At 63.8% G+C, this 17,350-nt stretch carries 14 protein-coding genes; 9 read left to right on the top strand and 5 right to left on the bottom strand.

From position 1 onward, the window contains the following. Positions 1-34: 34 nt before the first annotated feature. The 3 genes from AC1DX2_RS21360 to AC1DX2_RS21350 all read left to right on the top strand — a co-directional run bounded on the left by AC1DX2_RS21360 (position 35) and on the right by AC1DX2_RS21350 (position 4,033). Positions 35-1,267: an ABC transporter permease gene (locus AC1DX2_RS21360; RefSeq protein WP_477198432.1), complete on the top strand. Its 1,233-nt coding sequence runs from the start codon at positions 35-37 to the stop codon at positions 1,265-1,267. A gap of 91 nt (positions 1,268-1,358) precedes the next feature. Continuing rightward, on the top strand, positions 1,359-2,690 hold the full coding sequence (locus tag AC1DX2_RS21355) for a sigma-54-dependent transcriptional regulator (RefSeq protein ID WP_477198431.1): 1,332 nt from the start codon (positions 1,359-1,361) through the stop codon (positions 2,688-2,690). Beyond that, the gene (locus AC1DX2_RS21350) at positions 2,690-4,033 is read left to right on the top strand and encodes a sensor histidine kinase (RefSeq protein ID WP_477198430.1); all 1,344 of its coding nucleotides are present in this window, start codon (positions 2,690-2,692) and stop codon (positions 4,031-4,033) included. The genes AC1DX2_RS21355 and AC1DX2_RS21350 overlap by 1 nt, the downstream gene beginning before the upstream one ends. Positions 4,034-4,044: 11 nt before the next feature. Here AC1DX2_RS21350 and AC1DX2_RS21345 read toward each other — a convergent pair whose 3' ends face one another. Continuing rightward, positions 4,045-4,536 (bottom strand): Lrp/AsnC family transcriptional regulator, encoded by a 492-nt coding sequence (locus AC1DX2_RS21345; protein ID WP_477198429.1) that lies wholly within the window; start codon positions 4,534-4,536, stop codon positions 4,045-4,047. A 105-nt stretch (positions 4,537-4,641) separates the two neighbouring features. Here AC1DX2_RS21345 and AC1DX2_RS21340 point away from each other — a divergent pair, with 105 nt between their 5' ends. Then, positions 4,642-5,868 (top strand): diaminopropionate ammonia-lyase, encoded by a 1,227-nt coding sequence (locus tag AC1DX2_RS21340; RefSeq protein WP_477198428.1) that lies wholly within the window; start codon positions 4,642-4,644, stop codon positions 5,866-5,868. Positions 5,869-5,873: 5 nt separating this feature from the next. After that, on the top strand, positions 5,874-6,248 hold the full coding sequence (locus AC1DX2_RS21335) for a VOC family protein (protein WP_477198427.1): 375 nt from the start codon (positions 5,874-5,876) through the stop codon (positions 6,246-6,248). A gap of 273 nt (positions 6,249-6,521) precedes the next feature. On the opposite strand, the gene AC1DX2_RS21330 is transcribed toward AC1DX2_RS21335, so the two are convergent. Together AC1DX2_RS21330 and AC1DX2_RS21325 are read right to left on the bottom strand one after the other, a co-directional pair. Then, entirely contained in the window at positions 6,522-7,271 is a 750-nt protein-coding gene (locus AC1DX2_RS21330) for an alpha/beta fold hydrolase (RefSeq protein ID WP_477198426.1), read from the bottom strand. Next, entirely contained in the window at positions 7,268-7,939 is a 672-nt protein-coding gene (locus AC1DX2_RS21325) for a TetR family transcriptional regulator (protein ID WP_477198425.1), read from the bottom strand. Before AC1DX2_RS21325 ends, AC1DX2_RS21330 begins: the two co-directional genes overlap by 4 nt. Before the next feature lie 267 nt (positions 7,940-8,206). Here AC1DX2_RS21325 and AC1DX2_RS21320 point away from each other — a divergent pair, with 267 nt between their 5' ends. The 4 genes from AC1DX2_RS21320 to AC1DX2_RS21305 all read left to right on the top strand — a co-directional run bounded on the left by AC1DX2_RS21320 (position 8,207) and on the right by AC1DX2_RS21305 (position 15,197). Then, entirely contained in the window at positions 8,207-10,513 is a 2,307-nt protein-coding gene (locus tag AC1DX2_RS21320) for a TonB-dependent receptor (RefSeq protein WP_477198424.1), read from the top strand. Between the two features lie 55 nt (positions 10,514-10,568). Continuing rightward, complete coding sequence (locus AC1DX2_RS21315) at positions 10,569-11,690, top strand: serine hydrolase domain-containing protein (RefSeq protein ID WP_477198423.1); 1,122 nt, start codon at positions 10,569-10,571, stop codon at positions 11,688-11,690. Positions 11,691-11,900: 210 nt separating this feature from the next. Continuing rightward, positions 11,901-13,526, top strand: coding sequence for a tannase/feruloyl esterase family alpha/beta hydrolase (locus AC1DX2_RS21310; RefSeq protein ID WP_477198422.1), 1,626 nt, complete (start codon positions 11,901-11,903; stop codon positions 13,524-13,526). Positions 13,527-13,559: 33 nt separating this feature from the next. Further along, a complete protein-coding gene (locus tag AC1DX2_RS21305; protein WP_477198421.1) occupies positions 13,560-15,197 on the top strand; it encodes an AMP-binding protein in 1,638 nt (545 codons plus the stop codon). A 43-nt stretch (positions 15,198-15,240) separates the two neighbouring features. Here the strand turns inward: AC1DX2_RS21305 and AC1DX2_RS21300 are convergent, their stop codons facing one another. Both AC1DX2_RS21300 and AC1DX2_RS21295 read right to left on the bottom strand, forming a co-directional pair. Then, positions 15,241-16,095, bottom strand: a complete 855-nt coding sequence (locus AC1DX2_RS21300; protein WP_477198420.1) for a 3-hydroxybutyryl-CoA dehydrogenase — start codon at positions 16,093-16,095, stop codon at positions 15,241-15,243. A gap of 32 nt (positions 16,096-16,127) precedes the next feature. Beyond that, complete coding sequence (locus tag AC1DX2_RS21295; protein WP_477198419.1) at positions 16,128-17,309, bottom strand: acetyl-CoA C-acyltransferase family protein; 1,182 nt, start codon at positions 17,307-17,309, stop codon at positions 16,128-16,130. Positions 17,310-17,350 lie beyond the last annotated feature (41 nt).

Here is a 17,350-nt window from a genome sequence, read left to right as displayed (position 1 = left end):
GAACACGCCGAGCCAACGCCTTAGGAGCCCCGCCATGGAATTCCGCCCCATCATGTCCACCCTGCTGCGCAACAAGACCGGCGCGCTGCTGATCGCGCTGCAGGTGGCCATCAGCCTGGCCATCCTGGTCAACGCCTTGTACATCGTCAACATCCGCCTGGCCGTGGCCGACCGTCCCAGCGGTGTCACGGACGAGAGCACGCTGTTCACCATCCTGGCCGTGCCGATGAGGAAGCAGGACCATGCCGCGCAGATGACGCAGCAGCGCGCGCTGCGCGAGGCGCTGCTGGGCGTGTCGGGGGTCAAATCGGTGGCGTTTACCAATCAAATGCCGCTGGCCCGCAATGGCAGCACGAGCGGTGTGGCCACCGACCGCAAGCAGTTGAACAGCACCGCCGAGGTGGCCAACTACTTCTCGCCCGAGGATATCGTTGGCACGCTGGGCCTGAAGATCGTCGACGGGCGCAACTTCACGCCGGCCGACATCGACGAGATCGATGCCATGAACAGCAACGCCGATGGCCGCACCGTCATCATCACGCAGGCGCTGGCGCAACTGATGTACCCCGGTGCCGCCAGTGTGATCGGCAAGCCGCTGCTGCTGGGCACCGGCGACGATGCCAACGAGTTGCGCATCATCGGTGTGGTCGAACGCTTGCAAACCTACTCGGCCCAGGCCGGTCCGAAAGCCGAGTACTCGATGATCCGCGGTACGCGCGAGAGCTACGGTGCCGCCATGTATGCGGTGCGCACCGCCCCCGGCGAACGGGAGCGGGTGATGCGCGACGCCGAGGCGGCTGTGCAAAAGGCCGCGTCGGGGCCGGTGATCATCATCAAGAAAAGCATGGTGGAAGACCGTGAAAGCCGCTACCGCAATGACCGTGGCCTGGCCTGGATGTTGATCACCGTGTGCGTGCTGTTGCTGATGGTCACCGCCAGCGGCATCGTCGGCATGACCTCGCTGTGGGTGTCGCAGCGGCGCAAGCAGATCGGCGTGCGCCGTGCCCTGGGCGGCCGGCGCCTGGACATCATGCGCTACTTCATCACCGAGAACTTCATCATCATCAGCATCGGCGTGACGCTGGGCCTGCTGCTGTCGCTGGCGCTGAACCAGCTGTTGGTCAGCCAGCTGGAGCTGCCGCGCCTGCCGGTGGCCTACATGTTGGGCGGTGTGGGGGTGTTCTGGGTGCTGGGGCTGCTGGCGGTGTATGGGCCGTCGTGGCGCGCAGCCAGCATTTCGCCCGCCATCGCAACGCGCAGCGCCTGATCAGGTTGCTGTTTGCCTGCCTGCGGGGTGCCGGGTCGGCGCCGCGCTATGCTAGCGGCTGCCCTTGTTTTGCAGCCGCGCCCAACACCCCATGTCCACCGTCCTGATCATCGACGACAACGCCGCCGTGGCGATGGCGCTGGAGGTGCTGTTCTCGCTGCGTGACATCGAGACGCTGCATGCGCCCACGCCGGCAGCGGGCCTGGCGCTGCTGGAGCGCGCCACGGTGGACCTGGTGATACAGGACATGAACTTCTCCGCCGACACCACTTCGGGCGAAGAGGGCATTGCGCTGTTTCGCGACATACGCCAGCGCCACCCCGATCTGCCGGTGATCCTGCTGACCGCCTGGACGCACCTGGACGCCGCGGTGGACCTGATCAAGGCCGGCGCCGCCGACTACCTGGCCAAGCCCTGGAGCGACCACCGGCTGCTGGCCAGCGTGACCAACCTGATCGAGCTCAGCCAGGCCAACCGTGCGCTGCGCCAGCGCGTCACGCGCGAACTGCGTCAGCGCCGCGAGCTGGAGCAGCGCTTCGACTTGCGCGGCCTGGTGTGGGAAGACCCGGCCACCGAGCGCCTGCTCAGCATGGCCTGCCAGGTGGCGCGCTCGGATGTGCCGGTGCTGCTGACCGGCCCTAACGGCGCCGGCAAGGAGCGGGTGGCCGAGATCATCCAGCGCAATTCGGCGGTGAAGGATGGCCCCTTCGTCATCCTGAACTGCGGCGCGCTGCCTTCCGAGCTGATCGAAGCCGAGCTGTTCGGCGCCGAGGCCGGTGCCTACACCGGCGCCAACAAGGCACGCGAGGGCAAGTTCGAGGCGGCCGATGGCGGCACGCTGTTTCTGGACGAGATCGGCAACCTGCCGGGGGCCGGCCAGATGAAGCTGTTGCGCGTGCTGGAGACCGGCCGCTTCGAGCGCCTGGGCTCCAACCGCGAGCGCCAAGTGAAGGTGCGGGTGATCAGCGCCACCAATGCCGACTTGCCGGCGATGATCCGCGCCGGCAGCTTTCGCGAAGATCTGTATTACCGGCTCAACGTCATCGAGCTGCGCCTGCCGCCGCTGGCCGACCGGCCGGGCGACATCCTGCCGCTGGCCGAGCATTTTCTGGGGGCCGGCAAGCGGCTGGACGCCTCGGCCCAGCGCGCGCTTCAGCAGCATGTGTGGCCCGGCAATGTGCGTGAGTTGAAAAACGTGATGCAACGCGCCGCCTTGCTGGCGCAAGGCGAGGTGATCCACGCCGCCGATCTGGGCCTGGCGACGGCCACTCTGCCGCGCAGCGCAGAGGCGGAGCCTGACCGCGAGGCCATCGAGGCCAGCCTGGCGCGCGCCGGGCGTGTGGTGGCACGCGCCGCCGCAGAACTGGGCCTGAGCCGACAGGCGCTCTACCGCCGCATGGAGCGGCTGGGCATAGGCAAGTGATGGATGCGCGCACGGGCGGCGCAAGGCGTTCGCTGGTGGCACGTTGGGCGGCGTGGGTGGCCCTGCTGGTGGCGCTGGCGGTGGGCTGTGCCCTGCTCCTGGCCTGGCTGCTGCCAGGCGAATGGCTGCTGGCCGCCGGCTTGAGCTTGGGCCTGCTGCTGCCGCTGGTGCTGCTGCTGGTGCGCCAGCAACTGCAGTCGCAGCTGTCGTTGTTCCGGGCGCTGACGGGCACCGTCACCAGCTACCGCGATGGTGACTTTTCCTTTGGCCTGCACTGGCCACGCAATGACGAACTGCGCGACCTGGTGGCGGCCCACAACGCGCTGGGCGACGTGTTACGTGAGCAGCGGCTGGAGCTGGTGCAGCGCGAGTTGCTGCTCGACACCATGGTGCAGAACACACCGGTGGCCATGCTGTTGGTGGTCGAGGACGGCCCGGTGGTGTATGCCAACATTGCTGCGCGCCAACTGCTGAACCAGGGCCGCAAGCTCGAAGGCCACGCGTTGGCAGACATCCTGCAGCGTGCCGCGCCGCCATTGCGCGAAGCGGTGGAACGCGGTGGCGACGGCCTGTTTTCCGTCACGCTGGAGCAGGAGGAGGAAACCTTCCACTTGGCGCGGCGCAGCTTCACGCTGAACGGCCGCAGCCACGAGCTGCTGTTGCTGCGCCAGCTGACGCTAGAGATGCGCCGCCAGGAGGTGCAGACCTGGAAGAAGGTGATACGCGTGATTAGCCACGAGCTGAACAACTCGCTGGCACCCATGGCCTCGCTGGCCAACTCAGGTGCCGAGCTGGTGCGCCGGGGGCAGACCGAGCGCCTGCCGCACATCCTGCAGACCATCGAAGAGCGCGCCCGGCACTTGGACAGCTTCATTCAGGGCTATGCGCGCTTTGCCAAGCTGCCCACGCCGCGGCTGGAGCTGACCGACTGGCCCAGCTTCGTCGCCCGGCTGGCCGCGCAACTGAATTTCAAGCTTGGCGGGCCGCTGCCGGCCGAGGCGGCGTGTTTTGATCTGGCGCAGATGGAGCAGGCGCTGCTGAACCTGATCAAGAACGCACACGAATCCGGCTCGCCACCGCAAGAGGTGGGCCTGGGTGTGCGCCGCATTGCCGGTGGTTTTCGCGTCGAGGTGTGGGACCGCGGCAGCGGCATGAACGACACCGTGTTGACCAATGCGCTGGTGCCGTTCTATTCCACCAAGCGCAGCGGCACCGGCCTGGGCCTGGCGCTGACGCGCGAGATCGTGGAGGCGCATGGCGGCTCCATCACGCTGAGCAACCGCGAGGGTGGCGGGCTGGTGGTGGCGCTGACGCTGCCGGTGAGCCCGGGCACACAGCGCTAGGCTGCCTGGCGCTACCGGGTTTCCTTGCCGGCCAGCGGCACGGCCAGCCCCACCTTGACGCGGTCCAGCACCACCAGCGAGCGGAAGCGCTTGATGTTGGTGTTGTCGAAAAACAGGCGGCGCGTCAGCGCCTCGTAGTCGGCCATCGTGGGCACGGTGACCACCAGCACAAAGTCGGCGTCCCCGGTGACGTAATAGCACTGCTGCACATTCGGTGCGGCCGCGAAGCTGGCCTTGATGGCGTCGATCAGGTCGATGCGCTCATTCTCGACCTGCACTTCCACCAGGATGGTGATGGCCTGCCCCACGGCGGCCGGCTCGACCACTGCCACCTGCGCCGCGATCACGCCCGCCGCCTGCATACGCTTGATGCGGCGCTGCACCGACGGGGCCGACAAATTCACCGCCTCACCGATCTCGCGCTGCGGGGTGGCATTGTTTTTTTGAAGGATGGCGAGGATGGCCAGGTCAAAGCCGTCCAGCGCTGCAACGTCTTGGCTCATTGGTATCCGAGAACGAAACAAAAATTCATTTTAGGCAGCGAATCAGGGCGGATCGCTCGGGCACTGCAAACTAATATTTCACCTCTATTCGTTACGGAGACCGGCTTGTTCTTACTGAATACCCATGCGCTGCATGGCCAACCGCTGGAGGCCGTGGACGCCGAACCGCTGGGGCGCCAAGGCGCGCTGCAAGCGCAGCGCTTTTTCCAGGGGCTGGCGCAGTTTCAGCCTTCGCCGCTGCGTTCGCTGGCCGATTTGGCGCGCGCCAACGGGCTGGCGGCGCTGCATGTGAAAGACGAGAGTGACCGTCTGGGCCTGCAAAGCTTCAAGGCGCTGGGCGGTTTGTACGCCGTCATGCGGCTGGTGCTGGAGCAGGCCGAGCGCGCGCTGGGGCGCACGTTGGCGCCAGCAGACCTGCAATTGCCCGAGGTGCGGGCCGTTGCCGCTGCCATGACCTTCGGCTGTGCCACCGATGGCAACCACGGGCGCTCGGTGGCGGCCGGTGCGCAGCGGGTGGGTGCCCGGGCGCAGATCTTTGTGCATGCCGGTGTCAGCGCCCAGCGGGTGACGGCCATCGCCCGCCTTGGCGCGCAGATTGTCCGGGTGCCCGGCTGCTACGACGACGCGGTGGCACAGGCCACCCAGGTGTGTGCGCAGCAGGGCTGGCATCTGCTGTCGGACACCGCCTGGCAGGGTTATGAGCGGGTGCCCGCCATCGTCATGCAGGGCTACACGGTGCTGATGCACGAGGCGCTGGCGCAGTTGCCGCAAGCGCCCACGCATGTGTTTGTGCAGGCGGGGGTGGGCGGCCTGGCGGCGGCGCTGGCCGCCTACCTGCACATGGCCCTGGGTGCGCAACGCCCCAAGCTGGTGGTGGTCGAACCCCGCCGCGCTGCTTGCGTGTTCGAGAGTGCACGCGCTGGCCGGCTGGTGCAACTGACGCCCGGCGAGCCCACGCTGATGTCTATGCTGGAGTGTTTCACGCCTTCGTCGGTGGCCTGGCGGATTCTGGTGCGCACCGCGGACGCCTTTGTCACAGTGGATGAGGATGATGCCGTGGCCGCCATGCGCCAGTTGGCCTGGCCGCAGGCCGCAGACCCCGCCATCGTGGCGGGTGAAAGCGGCGCTGCCGGGCTGGCTGGTTTGCTGCGGGTGGCCGGCGACGCCGGCCTGCGTGCACAGCTTGGCCTGGGCCCACAAGCGCGGGTGCTGGTGATCAACACCGAAGGCGCCACCGACCCGGCGCGCTACCGCGATCTGCTGGGCCCCGAACCGCAAGGGCCGCAAGAACGGCCTCTTTATTCCACCGCAACTTTGAAAGGCTTGACGTGAACACCATGATTGACCACGTATCCATTGGCTCCCACGACAGCGATGCTGCCGTGGCGTTTTACACCCGCTGCTTTGACACGCTGGGCTACAGCCTGCAGCACCGCGACGCCACGCAGGCGATCTTTGGCGTCGACGGCCAGTGGATCTTTTGCATTTACCCGGCTGAGGCCGGCAGCGCGCTGGTGGGGCACCGTTCGCACTTGGCCTTCAGCGCACCTTCAAGGGAGGCCACCCAGGCCTTCTTTGACGCCGCCACTGCGCTGGGTGCCGCGCCGTTGCGCGCGCCCGGCCTGCGGCCAGACATCAATGCCGAGTACTACGGCACCATGGTCAAGGACCTGGACGGGCACACGCTGGAGGTGGTGTTCTGGGACCGGTGAAGGGTCGCCATTCGTGGCTTTTAGATGGCAGTCGCCCATTGGCTGCAAGGTCTGCGAGGCGCCCTACGGCGGTTGGGGGGCTGGTTTCAGGTATTGAAATCGACTTCACGAACTTCGCATTTCGACCAATAGCTGATATTGGGTTTACGGTCAACTTCCCCGCCCGAGGCTCAGAGCAGTTCTTCAGATTCAAATACTGGGCATCTGCTTCCGACCACTGCCGTCTGTCGGAGTTCGGCAAAGCGGACGCTTATGCCACTGGCAATTGCTAGATCACAGATCGAAGTTTACGGCGGCAAATTGGTTCACCAAGGCGGCGAATTCAGCGCTTCGAAGTATGCTGACGCCGTGACCGCATTTCTCGAAACGATGCGCGTGGCCCCGCCTGGCCAAAGCGAGAAATGTAGGCTCTCCCCGCACCATGCCCGCGTCCTGGTCACCATTGACGAACAGCATAGGGGCAGAGATCGCTGCCAAATTGCCTAGTGCGTCGAAACTGCGGATGCCAGCCACCGCTGGGCCAAAGACGCGCAGGGTCAGGCCAGCGTTCACAAGGGACTGTATGTCTCGCGGGGCAATGCCTTGGCGCCGCAATGACCGGGGAACCCACTTGCGGACAAGCTGCGGTTCGCCGAAACAGGCCATCAATAACCGAAACAGCCCGACCGTTGCCAGATAGGGCAGGGCGTGGACGCCCTTCAAGATGGCGGTCGACCCACCGAGCACCAAGCCCTTGAGCTGTGCCTCGGGGATCCACGGCGCGGCCGCCTGCGCGACATAGCCCCCGAGCGAGTCCCCCACCAGAATGACGGGGGCGTCCTCAGTGCTGGCAACGCTCGCCCGCACAGTTTCGATCGAGGCCGCGAAACTGAACGGCTCCGCGCGCCGGGAGCCATGCCCCGGCAGATCCGGTGCGATGATTCGGAAGCTGGGCCTCAAGTGGCGGCGCACGGCATCCCAGGCGTGGGCGTTCATCGTCGCGCCGTGCAGTAGAACCAGGGTGGGGACGGTGGGGGTTGTCATTGGGCGCGTTGAAACCCGGCGACATAGTCGTCCCGGGCGACTGCCCAGGCCGTCTCCACCTCGCTGCGTTCCCATCCGAGCGCAATCTGCACGCCCAGCCCTCGCACGGTTGCCAGCACCGCATCCACGCGGCGGGAAAAATCCGGTGATTGGCCTATGCGGCCGCCGCAGGCATCGGCGATCAGCTGGTATTGGCGCTCCCGGACACGATGTTCCAGCGGCAGCAGCATGGCACGCAGTTCGGCGTCGGTGCGCGCGGCCATTCGAATGTCGGCAATGGCGGACATGGCCCCGGTTTGCGTTGCGAGCCAGATCTGGTCGAGTACGAAGGCGGTCCTGCTCGGGCCTTGTGACATTCCCACTGCCTGGGGCAAGAAGTCTTCAAGCACCCGCTTGCTGAGTATTTCTAGAGCCGCGGCAATCACGTAGTTCTTCTCTGGGTAGTGATGCTGCAGCGCGCCCCGAGAAACGCCCGCCAGACTGGCGATGGTGGAAAAGCTGGTGCCCGCGTAACCCAATGTTGTCAGGCTCTCCAATGTGGCCTCAAGCAGGCGGCCGCGCATGTCAGAGCTGCGCTCATCTTGCGTCTTTTTACCGCGTCGCCGACGCGCGGCAATGGCTGCTGCAGTGATGGGGGAGTTGTGTGCCGAGGTGTCGATGCCGGTCACGTCGATGTGAGCGTCAAGGTTGGCTGTGCGTGGAGCTGGCATTGGTTCGGTATGGCATTTACAAGATATTCGTATTGTAGTTGTGTCAACCCGTGCTGGGCGTCTGTGCAGTGCTCTGCCCCCGGGTTTCCACGTAGATCAAAGGTTGGAAATTTTTTCATCTCAGCATATACAATCTTATCATATTGTAATTGGCATCCAATAATAACGTAACAGCGGTGGACACCAGGCAATCACGCAAACAGACCAACTATATGGAGACAAGTCATGAACCGGATCAACTTCGCATCGCGCTCTCTGGGCTCTCAAAGCTTAGCGGGCAGGCAAACTGTAGTGGCGCTGGCTGTCACCGCCACCATCCTTAGCCTCCAAGCAGCGCCGGCGCTGGCGGCTGATCCAGTGCCAGCAGTCGCTGCCGCGGCCATGCCGGCTGCCGCGGCATCTGACGCTGCTAATGACAGTGTGCAACTGGGCCGAGTCACCGTTTCAGCGCAAAAGCGCGAGCAGGCGTCCATCGACGTGCCTGCGTCCGTGACTGCCATCAATACGGCCCGCTTTGTCAGCGGGGGCTTCAAGCGGATCGAGGACTATGCGGCCGAGATTCCCGGGATGTCGTTTTCCTCTCAGCGACAGGGCATGACGCAGGTCACCTTGCGCGGCATCACCACCGGGGTGACACAGGCAGCTCCGACGACCTCGTTCTATATCGATGAAGCGCCGATCGGATCAATGAATGCCTACGCTGCCGGCAGCACGATCACGCCGGACATTGACCCCGCGGACCTGCGCCAGATTGAGGTGCTGAAAGGTCCGCAGGGGACGCTCTACGGCGCAGGCGCGCTGGGTGGCATTGTGCGCTATGTCACGCAGCCGGTTGACTTCGAGAAGTTCGGTGGCAGCATCACCTTGGGGAGCAATGCCGTCGAGCACGGTGGCAATGGCTACGTGGGCCGCGTGTCGATGAACATTCCGCTGGACGGCAAGTCCATGGCGCTGCGTGTCAGCGCGTTCGGACGCGATGACGCGGGCTTCATTGACAACCCGACCACTGGCCAAAGAGAGGTGAACAAGGCTCACGCGGAAGGAGGGCGGGTTGCGTTTGGCTGGAAGCTGTCAAACGACTGGTCATTGCAGGCCTCCGCGCTGGCCCAGAAAATCAAGTCTGACGGAGCGAGCGAAGTCGATGTCGACCATGCCACATTGGCACCGCTCAGCGGCGCCTTGAGTCATTCAAGTTACGTGCMCGAGGCCGGGTTGGTGGACATGAAGGTCTACAACGTGACGCTCAAGGGCAATGTCGGCAACTACAGCCTGGTCTCGTCAACCACCTACGAGACGATCAATTCCTCCAATGGGCTGGACGGCACGCCGTTTTATGGCGCGCTGCTCGGTCCGTCGCTGCACATTCCGACGCTGGGCGTGAGTGCCACTACGCTGATTGACACCAAGCGGTGGACGCAGGAGTTCCGGCTCCGTTCGTCGGCATTCAGCGACAAGTTAGAGTATGAGGGCGGCTTGTTCCTGACAAAGGAGAAAAGCTCCTTCCTCATACCGGGCTTCATGGCGTTCGATACGGCCACGGGCGCCGCTCTGCCGTTGCCGCCAATTGTGAAGGCGTCCATCGTGTCAGAGTACCGCGAAGCTTCGCTGTTCGCCAACGCGTCGTACGCCATCACGCCGTCCATCGACATCCAGGCCGGCGTGCGCTATGGCCAGGACAGCCAGACCTACGGACAGGTCTATGAAGGCCTGCTCGTCGGCCCGGTGCCGGTGACGCTCAACAAGACCTCGGACGACAGAAAGGCGACCTGGCTGCTCAGTGCACGCTGGAAGCCCACAGCGGATGACTCGGTCTATGTGCGCGCGGCGAACGGCTACCGGCCTGGCGGCCCTAATGCAGTTCCGCCCGCGGGCGTGACGGGTGCCCAGCAAACGTTTGAGCCTGATTCGCTGGTCAGCTACGAGCTTGGCTTCAAGTCGATTTTCGCTGGCGGGCACGCATCGTTCGAGGCTGCCGTGTTTTACACGGACTGGGAGAACATTCAGATTCTGACCGGTGCGCAGGGCTACAACTTCTATGTCAATGGGGGCACGGCACGCAGCCGCGGCGCTGAAGCAACTCTCTACTGGGTGCCGATTGCCGGCTTGAACCTGCGCGCAAGCGCCGCCTATACCGATGCCACGCTGACTTCTGCCGCACCGGCGGCCGGCGGCTTGAATGGTGACCGGCTGCCGTTTGTGCCTAAGCTCACGTCCTCTGTGACCGCGGACTACCGCTGGGGCCTGTCCAGCGGCTGGAGCGCAACGCTGGGCGGGTCCATCAACTTCACCGGCAGCCGGATCTCCACCTTCAGTCAGTTGTTTCCCGTCGAAGCCCCGTCGTACACGACCTTCAACCTCTATGCGGGCCTGGAAAGCGCCAGCTGGCGGTTGTCGCTGTATGGCAAGAACCTGGGCGATGCGCGTGGCGTGACCTCGGTCGCAGCCCTGGGCTTCAGCCCCGCATTCAATCCGTATGTGAAGGGCGTAATCGTGCCGCGCACCATCGGCGTCGAAGGCACCTACAAGTTCTAACAAATCAACAGCACGTTTCAAGAGAAAAGCAATGAGTGGTACTTCGGCAAAGGGTATGGCTCACGACGCCTATGGCAGTGTCCGGAGCTTGTTTGAGTCCAATCTGTCCAGTGGGCTGGATCTGGGGGCAAGCTTCTCGGCAACTGTCGAGGGGGAGACGGTGATTGATCTGTGGGGCGGTTGGGCGGACGCCGAGCAGTCGCGCCCGTGGGACGAAGACACGATCGTCAATGTCTATTCCACGACCAAGACCATGACCGCCCTGTGCGCGCTCATCCTGATGGATCGAGGTGACCTGGATCCTGACGCGCCCGTTGCCCGCTATTGGCCTGAGTTTGCCGCCAATGGCAAGTCACAGCTCAAGATTCGCCACGTGATGAGCCACACGGCGGGGCTTCCGAGTTGGCCCAGCGGCATCACCATAGAGGATCTGTACGACTGGCACAAAGTCACCAGCCTGCTGGCGCAGCAGATGCCGCTTTGGACACCAGGCACAGCATGGGGTTACCACGCCAACACTCAGGGGTTCGTGATTGGCGAGGTGGTTCGGCGCATCACCGGCCGCACACTGGGAACTTTTTTTTGCGATGAAGTAGCGGAACCGCTGGGCGCAGACTTCCACTTCACGCTGCCGGCGTCTGAAGACGCCCGGGTCGCCGACCTGTTGCCCCCAAGCTACCCCCCACGGCGGGCGTTTGAACCCACGGAGTTTGCCATGCGGCTCTTTGCCGACCCGGCAAGTAACCCGGCGCTGACCAAGACCCGTGAATGGCGCTCAGCCGAGATGCCGGCAGTGGCCGGTTTCAGCAATGCCCAGGCGGTGACGCTGGTGCATTCCCTGCTCGTCAACGGTGGGGTCATGAACGGCAAGCGCATCATGTCCGAGCAGGGTTGCCGCCGAACGCTCGGCATCGAGTTTGAAGGTCGTGAAATCATCACCGGGGCCAACACGCGCCACGGTTTGGGCTTCTACTTGCTGGCTGGCCACCATGTCATCCCCGGGCCGAACATCATTTACGGCGGCGGCTTTGGCGGGTCGCTGGTGGTGATGGATTTTGATTCGCGCTCGGTCTGCTCGTACGTGATGAACAAGCTGATTGCCGGGCCACACATCCGCGGCATGGCATTGACGATGGCATTTTGGAACGTGCTTGCCGGCAGGCCGGTCGCGACCTGAGCCGAACGCCAGCGTGCCGCTGCGGCCCTGTCGTCGCGCCGAGCGCCGCTGAGCCGCGAACTTGACCCATAACAAAGGAGACGATCGTGAACCCTTTCTTTTCAAGGCTGCTGTTGGCCCTTTTTGCCCGCCGCCTTGTTATGCGCCTGCGGTGGCAGTAACGGCAACGCCCCCACAGTGCAGCCAGCCACTCCGCCAATGGCGCAACCCATGTCATGCGACAGCCTGAATGGCCTGGTGATCCCGGCGGCGGCCATCGGTCTCTCCACCACCGGCGCCGCCGTCACCAGCACGTCCGTGGTGCCCGCCGCAGGCAGCGGCGCGGCGGCCGTCGGCGAATACTGCAAAGTGCTGGGTGACATCAACCCGGTGGACGTCAACGCGCCCAAGATCAAGTTCCAGGTCAATCTGCCGACCACCTGGAACAACAAGGCCATGATGTTCGGCGGCGGCGGCAACAACGGCACGGTGCCCAACGTGGTCGGCAATGTGCCGGCTGGCCCCACCGACCAACTGGTGCCGCTCGGCCGAGGCTATGCCACGTTTGCCAGCGATTCCGGCCACCAGGGCAAGGCCGACGCCACCATTGATGCGCTGCGCGATGGCTCGTTCGGCGTCAACGACGAGGCCGCCCGGAACTACGGCGGCGACGCCTTGAAAAAGACCCGCGATGTGGCGTTCGCCATCATCAACGCACGTTACGCTGCTGCACCGCAAAAGACCTACTTTGCCGGCGGCTCGACCGGCGGTCGAGAAGCACTGGTGGCGATCAGCAGATGGCCGCAAGACTTTGATGGTGCAATTGCCGTTTACCCAGCCTGGGATGCTGTCAATCTGTACCTGTTCTGGGGCAATGCCACGCGGGAGCTGGCCAAGGCAGGCGCCTACCCAAGCCGGGCCAAGCGCCAGGCGCTGTATGACGCAGCGGTGCAAACCTGTGACGGGCTGGACGGTGTGCTGGACGGCGTGATCAGCAACCAGGCGGCTTGCAATGTCACGTTCAATCCCGCAAGTGCGATGCTGAACGGAGCTCCGCTGCGCTGCGCAGCCGGGGCCGATATCGGGGACAGCTGCCTTTCCGATGCGCAGATCAACGTTTTCAAGACCCTGAATGCTCCGTTGAACCTGAACTACGCGCTGGCCAGCGGCGAGATGAGCTACCCCGGCTTCAACGTGTGGGGCGGCGACTATGGCATGCCAGGTGCCCCGACTGCAGTGCAGTCCACCGCTCTGATCATGGGCTTGGGCACCCTGGCCCCGGCTTACCCGATGCCCCCGGTGACCGCCAGCGCCTTCCCCATTTCAGGCAGCGTGTTCTGGGACCAGTTCATCAAGTTCTTTGTCACTCGCGATGCCAACTTCAATTCGCTGGCAGTTGACCCCGTCAACCCTGGTGCGCTGCAGGCGCGCATTGTCGACCTGTCGGCGACCCAGGCGGCCACCAAGGCGGACTTGTCAGCCTTTCAGGCGAAAGGCGGCAAGCTGCTGATACTGCACGGCACCCAGGACGTGTTGGTCAGCCCCCGGGCCACGCAGGTTTACATGACGCGATTGCGCACCGTGATGGGCCTGGACAAGGTGACCAGCTTCGCCCGCCACTACGAAGTTCCCGGCTACTCGCACGTGACCGGCAGCGCGTTCTATGCCTCCTGGGACTCGGTGTCCGCGCTGGAGGCCTGGGTCGAGAAAGGCACCGCGCCGGCGAACCCGGTGGTCACCGACCGGCTGGTGGTTCCAGGCCGCACCCGCCCGCTGTGTGAGTTCCCAAGCTGGCCTAAGTACAAGGGCAGTGGCGACATCAACCTGGCGGCGAATTTTGCCTGCGCCACGCAGTGAGACCCGTGTCAACATGTTTTCGGAGCGTCGTTTGTGATTAGCAGACCCTGGTTGACAGCCTACGCCGGCATTCCAGCCGAGATAGATCCCGACCGGCACGGCTCCGTGCGTGAACTGCTGCAGGGCGCGATGCACACGTATGGCTCCAGCACCGCGTTCCGGTCCGCCGAGGGCGTGCTCACCTACGCGGAGGTGGATCGGCTTTCGGATGCGCTGGCGGCCTACCTGTACCACGTGGCGAGCATCAAGAAAGGGGATAGGGTGGCCGTGATGCTGCCGAATGTGCTGGCTTTTCCTGTCGCGTTGATTGCCATCGCCAAACTCGGGGCCGTGCAGGTCAGCGTCAACCCGTTGTACACGGCGCGAGAACTTGAGCACCAACTGCGCGACGCCGGCGCCGAGGTGATCATTGCGCACGCCGCTGCCACACCCACGGTGGCCCAGGTGCTGGCGAAGACCCGTGTTCGCAGCATCATCACGATTGGCCCGGGGGAGCTGGGCCAGGCCGGAGGCCCCGGGCCCGATGCGGACGCGCGGCTCGCCGCCGGCGTGGCGCTGACAGATGCGTTGGCTGCAGGCAGGAAGATGCAGTTGGTCCTGCCCGAGGTGTGCGGCAGTGACATGCTGCTGCTGCAGTACACCGGCGGCACCACCGGGCCCTCGAAAGGGGCTGCGCTGTCGCATCGCAACCTCGTTGCCAACATCGAGCAGTTCAAGGCATTGATGGGCAGCGCGTTGCGTCCGGGCCAGGAGGTCGTGGTCACGGCGATTCCGATGTACCACATCTTCGCGCTGATGGTGAACTTCCTCACCTGCTTCTCACTCGGTGCCGAGAATTGGCTGGTGGCCGATGCCCGCGACACGCGGTCCCTGGTGGCGATGCTCAACGCGGCACGGCCGACGGTGTTTGTCGGCGTCAACACACTGTATTCGGCGCTGTGCGTGCAACCTGGCATCCAGCATGTCGACTGGTCGGCGCTGCGTCTGTGCCTGGGTGGTGGCGCACCGGTGTTGCGGACGACTTCGCAGCGCTGGGCTGCCATCACCGGATGCTTTATCCACGAAGGATATGGCCTGTCGGAAACTTCACCGGTGGTGTCTTTCAACCCGCCCTCTGTCCGTGAGTTCAATGGCAGTGTCGGACTGCCGGCACCGTCCACCTGGGTAAAGTTGCTGAATGCCGACAATCAGGACGTCACCCACAGCGGCGCCTCCGGCGAAATTTGCGTTAAAGGCCCGCAGGTGATGCAGGGTTACTGGGAGAAGCCCGAAGCCAACGCTGCAGCGTTCACTGATGATGGCTACCTGCGCACCGGTGATATCGGCCTGTTCGATGGCAATGGCTACCTCAAAATCGTTGACCGCAAGAAAGACATGTTGCTGGTCTCGGGCTTCAACGTCTATCCCAACGAGATTGAGGCCGTTGCCTCTGAGCACCCTGGCGTGGCAGAGTGCGCCTGCGTTGGCGTGCCCAGCGATAAAACAGGGGAGGCCGTCAAGCTCTTCGTGGTGAAGCGGCCCGGTGCTGACATCACCGAGGCGGCGGTCATGTCGCATTGCCGGGGGAGCATGGCGGCGTACAAAGTGCCCAAGGAAGTGGTCTTTGTCGAAGCGCTGCCGAAGTCCACTGTCGGAAAGATTCTCCGCCGGGACCTTCGGAGCCTGGTTTGATCTGCCGAGCACTGGCACGCGGCTTGCGCAGCGTGCCTGTGCGCTAGCTCGTGTACTGGTAAAACCCGCGCCCGCTCTTGCGTCCCAGCCAGCCTGCGGCCACCATTTCCTTCAGCAACGGTGCCGGACGGTATTTGGGATCGTTGAAGCCCTCGTAGAAAACGTTCATGACTGCCAGCAAGGTGTCCAGCCCGACCAGATCCGCCAGCGCCAGCGGGCCGATTGGGTGGTTGCAGCCCAGTTTCATGCCTGTGTCGATCTCCTCGGCACTGGCCAGATTTTCTTGCAGCGCGAAGACGGCCTCATTGAGCATGGTGCACAGGATGCGGTTGACCACAAAGCCTGGCGCATTTTTCACAGTGATCGGCGTCTTGCCTACATTCTGAACATAAGCCAGGCACCTGGCGTGGGTGTCGTCACTGGTTTGCAGGCCGCGTATCAGTTCTACCAACGCCATCACCGGCACCGGGTTGAAGAAATGCACGCCGATGAAGCGATCTGGGTACTTGAGCACCGCAGCCAGTTGGGTGATCGAGATTGACGAGGTGTTGGTGGCAATGACCGTATCCGGGCGGACAATACCCTCTACCTGCTGGAGAATCTTGAACTTGATGGCCGGGTTCTCGGTAGCGGTCTCAATCACCAGGTCCACATTTGCCAGTTCGGCGTAGTCGGTGGACGCCGTAATGCGAGCAAGTGTGGCGGTCTTATCAGATGCGGTTAGCTTGTCTTTGGTAACCAGCCGGTCCAAACTGCCTGAAATTGCTGACAGGCCCTTTTGCACCGCCACTTCAGTTACGTCGATCAAGACGACAGGCACTCCGGCCTGGGCACTGACTTGAGCGATGCCGCGGCCCATGAGGCCGGCGCCGATGACGCCTATCCGTTGGATGTTCATGCTGCAGTTTTCGTGGTTTGTTGGTGACACGGTCAAATCCGCTCGAAGATGGCGGCGATACCCTGACCGCCCCCTATGCACATGGTGACCAGCGCGTATCGCCCGCCAGTGCGCTGCAATTCGTACAGCGCCTTGGTGGTGATGATGGCGCCGGTTGCCCCGAGGGGATGACCGAGCGAGATGCCGGAGCCGTTTGGGTTGACTTTGGCGGGGTCTAAGTCGAGCGAGCGTGTCACCGCGCAGGCTTGAGCGGCAAAGGCCTCGTTGGCCTCTATCAAGTCAAGGTCTTTCACCGTGAGGCCAGCGCGTTGCAGCGCAATTCTTGACGCTGGGACTGGGCCAAGTCCCATGATCCTTGGGTCCAGTCCGGCGTGGCCATGGCTGACCAGCCGCGCCATCGGTGTCAAGTTGTGAGCCTTCACGGCCGCCTCGGTCGCCAACACCAGCGCACACGCTCCGTCGTTGAGACCGGAAGCATTGCCGGCTGTCACGGTGCCCTCAGCTTTGAAAGCCGGCTTCATCTTGGCCAGCACCTCCAGGGTGGTACCTGGCTTGACGTGTTCGTCAGTGTCGAAGTGGGCCGTTCCCTTGCGCGTGGCAATTTCCACTGGCACGATCTGACTCCTGAAGTGTCCCTCTGCCAGGGCTTTCGCAGCGCGCCGCTGACTTTCCAGCGCCAGCGCGTCTTGCATGTCGCGGGTGATGCCCTCCTGCGCTGCGACGTTTTCTGCGGTAATACCCATGTGGATCTGATGGAATGGGTCATGCAATGCGGTCATCACATAGTCAACCATAGGCGTATTGCCCATGCGCGCGCCCCAACGTGCCGCCGGCATCAGGTAAGGGCCTCGGCTCATGGCTTCAGCTCCGCCCCCCACCGCGATTTCGGCATCACCGCTGCGCAGGGTTTGAGCAGCCAGCAGGATTGCCTGTAGGCCTGAACCGCACAGTAGGTTGACGTTGTAGGCAGGAGTCTCTTGCGGCACACCGGCCTCGACGGCGGCTACGCGTGCAAGGTAGGCATCGCGTGGCTCGGTGGGGATCACGTTGCCCATCACCACATGACCAACCCGATTTGGCTCTACGCCGCTGCGGTTGATCGCCTCTCGCACCACGGTTGTGGCCAACTGGGACAGCGGCACGTCCTTCAAACTACCGCCAAAGGTGCCGATCGCGGTGCGCGCTGCGGAAACAACAAAGATACTCTGCGTCAAAGCTTGCTCCTGGTGAACATGTATGGGTACGGCGTCTTCAC

The organism is Hylemonella sp. P2_B10 (genome assembly GCF_056404875.1).
This window is presented reverse-complemented; position numbering and strand designations above follow the sequence as displayed.

Bases quoted from the DNA above. Each gene is read 5' to 3' on its own strand.
- AC1DX2_RS21300 (WP_477198420.1), bottom strand. From the start codon at position 16,095: ATGAACATCCAACGGATAGGCGTCATCGGCGCCGGCCTCATGGGCCGC.
- AC1DX2_RS21315 (WP_477198423.1), top strand. From the start codon at position 10,569: ATGGCTCACGACGCCTATGGCAGTGTCCGGAGCTTGTTTGAGTCCAAT.
- AC1DX2_RS21335 (WP_477198427.1), top strand. From the start codon at position 5,874: ATGATTGACCACGTATCCATTGGCTCCCACGACAGCGATGCTGCCGTG.
- AC1DX2_RS21330 (WP_477198426.1), bottom strand. From the start codon at position 7,271: ATGACAACCCCCACCGTCCCCACCCTGGTTCTACTGCACGGCGCGACG.
- AC1DX2_RS21310 (WP_477198422.1), top strand. From the start codon at position 11,901: ATGTCATGCGACAGCCTGAATGGCCTGGTGATCCCGGCGGCGGCCATC.
- AC1DX2_RS21360 (WP_477198432.1), top strand. From the start codon at position 35: ATGGAATTCCGCCCCATCATGTCCACCCTGCTGCGCAACAAGACCGGC.
- AC1DX2_RS21350 (WP_477198430.1), top strand. From the start codon at position 2,690: ATGGATGCGCGCACGGGCGGCGCAAGGCGTTCGCTGGTGGCACGTTGG.
- AC1DX2_RS21355 (WP_477198431.1), top strand. From the start codon at position 1,359: ATGTCCACCGTCCTGATCATCGACGACAACGCCGCCGTGGCGATGGCG.
- AC1DX2_RS21345 (WP_477198429.1), bottom strand. From the start codon at position 4,536: ATGAGCCAAGACGTTGCAGCGCTGGACGGCTTTGACCTGGCCATCCTC.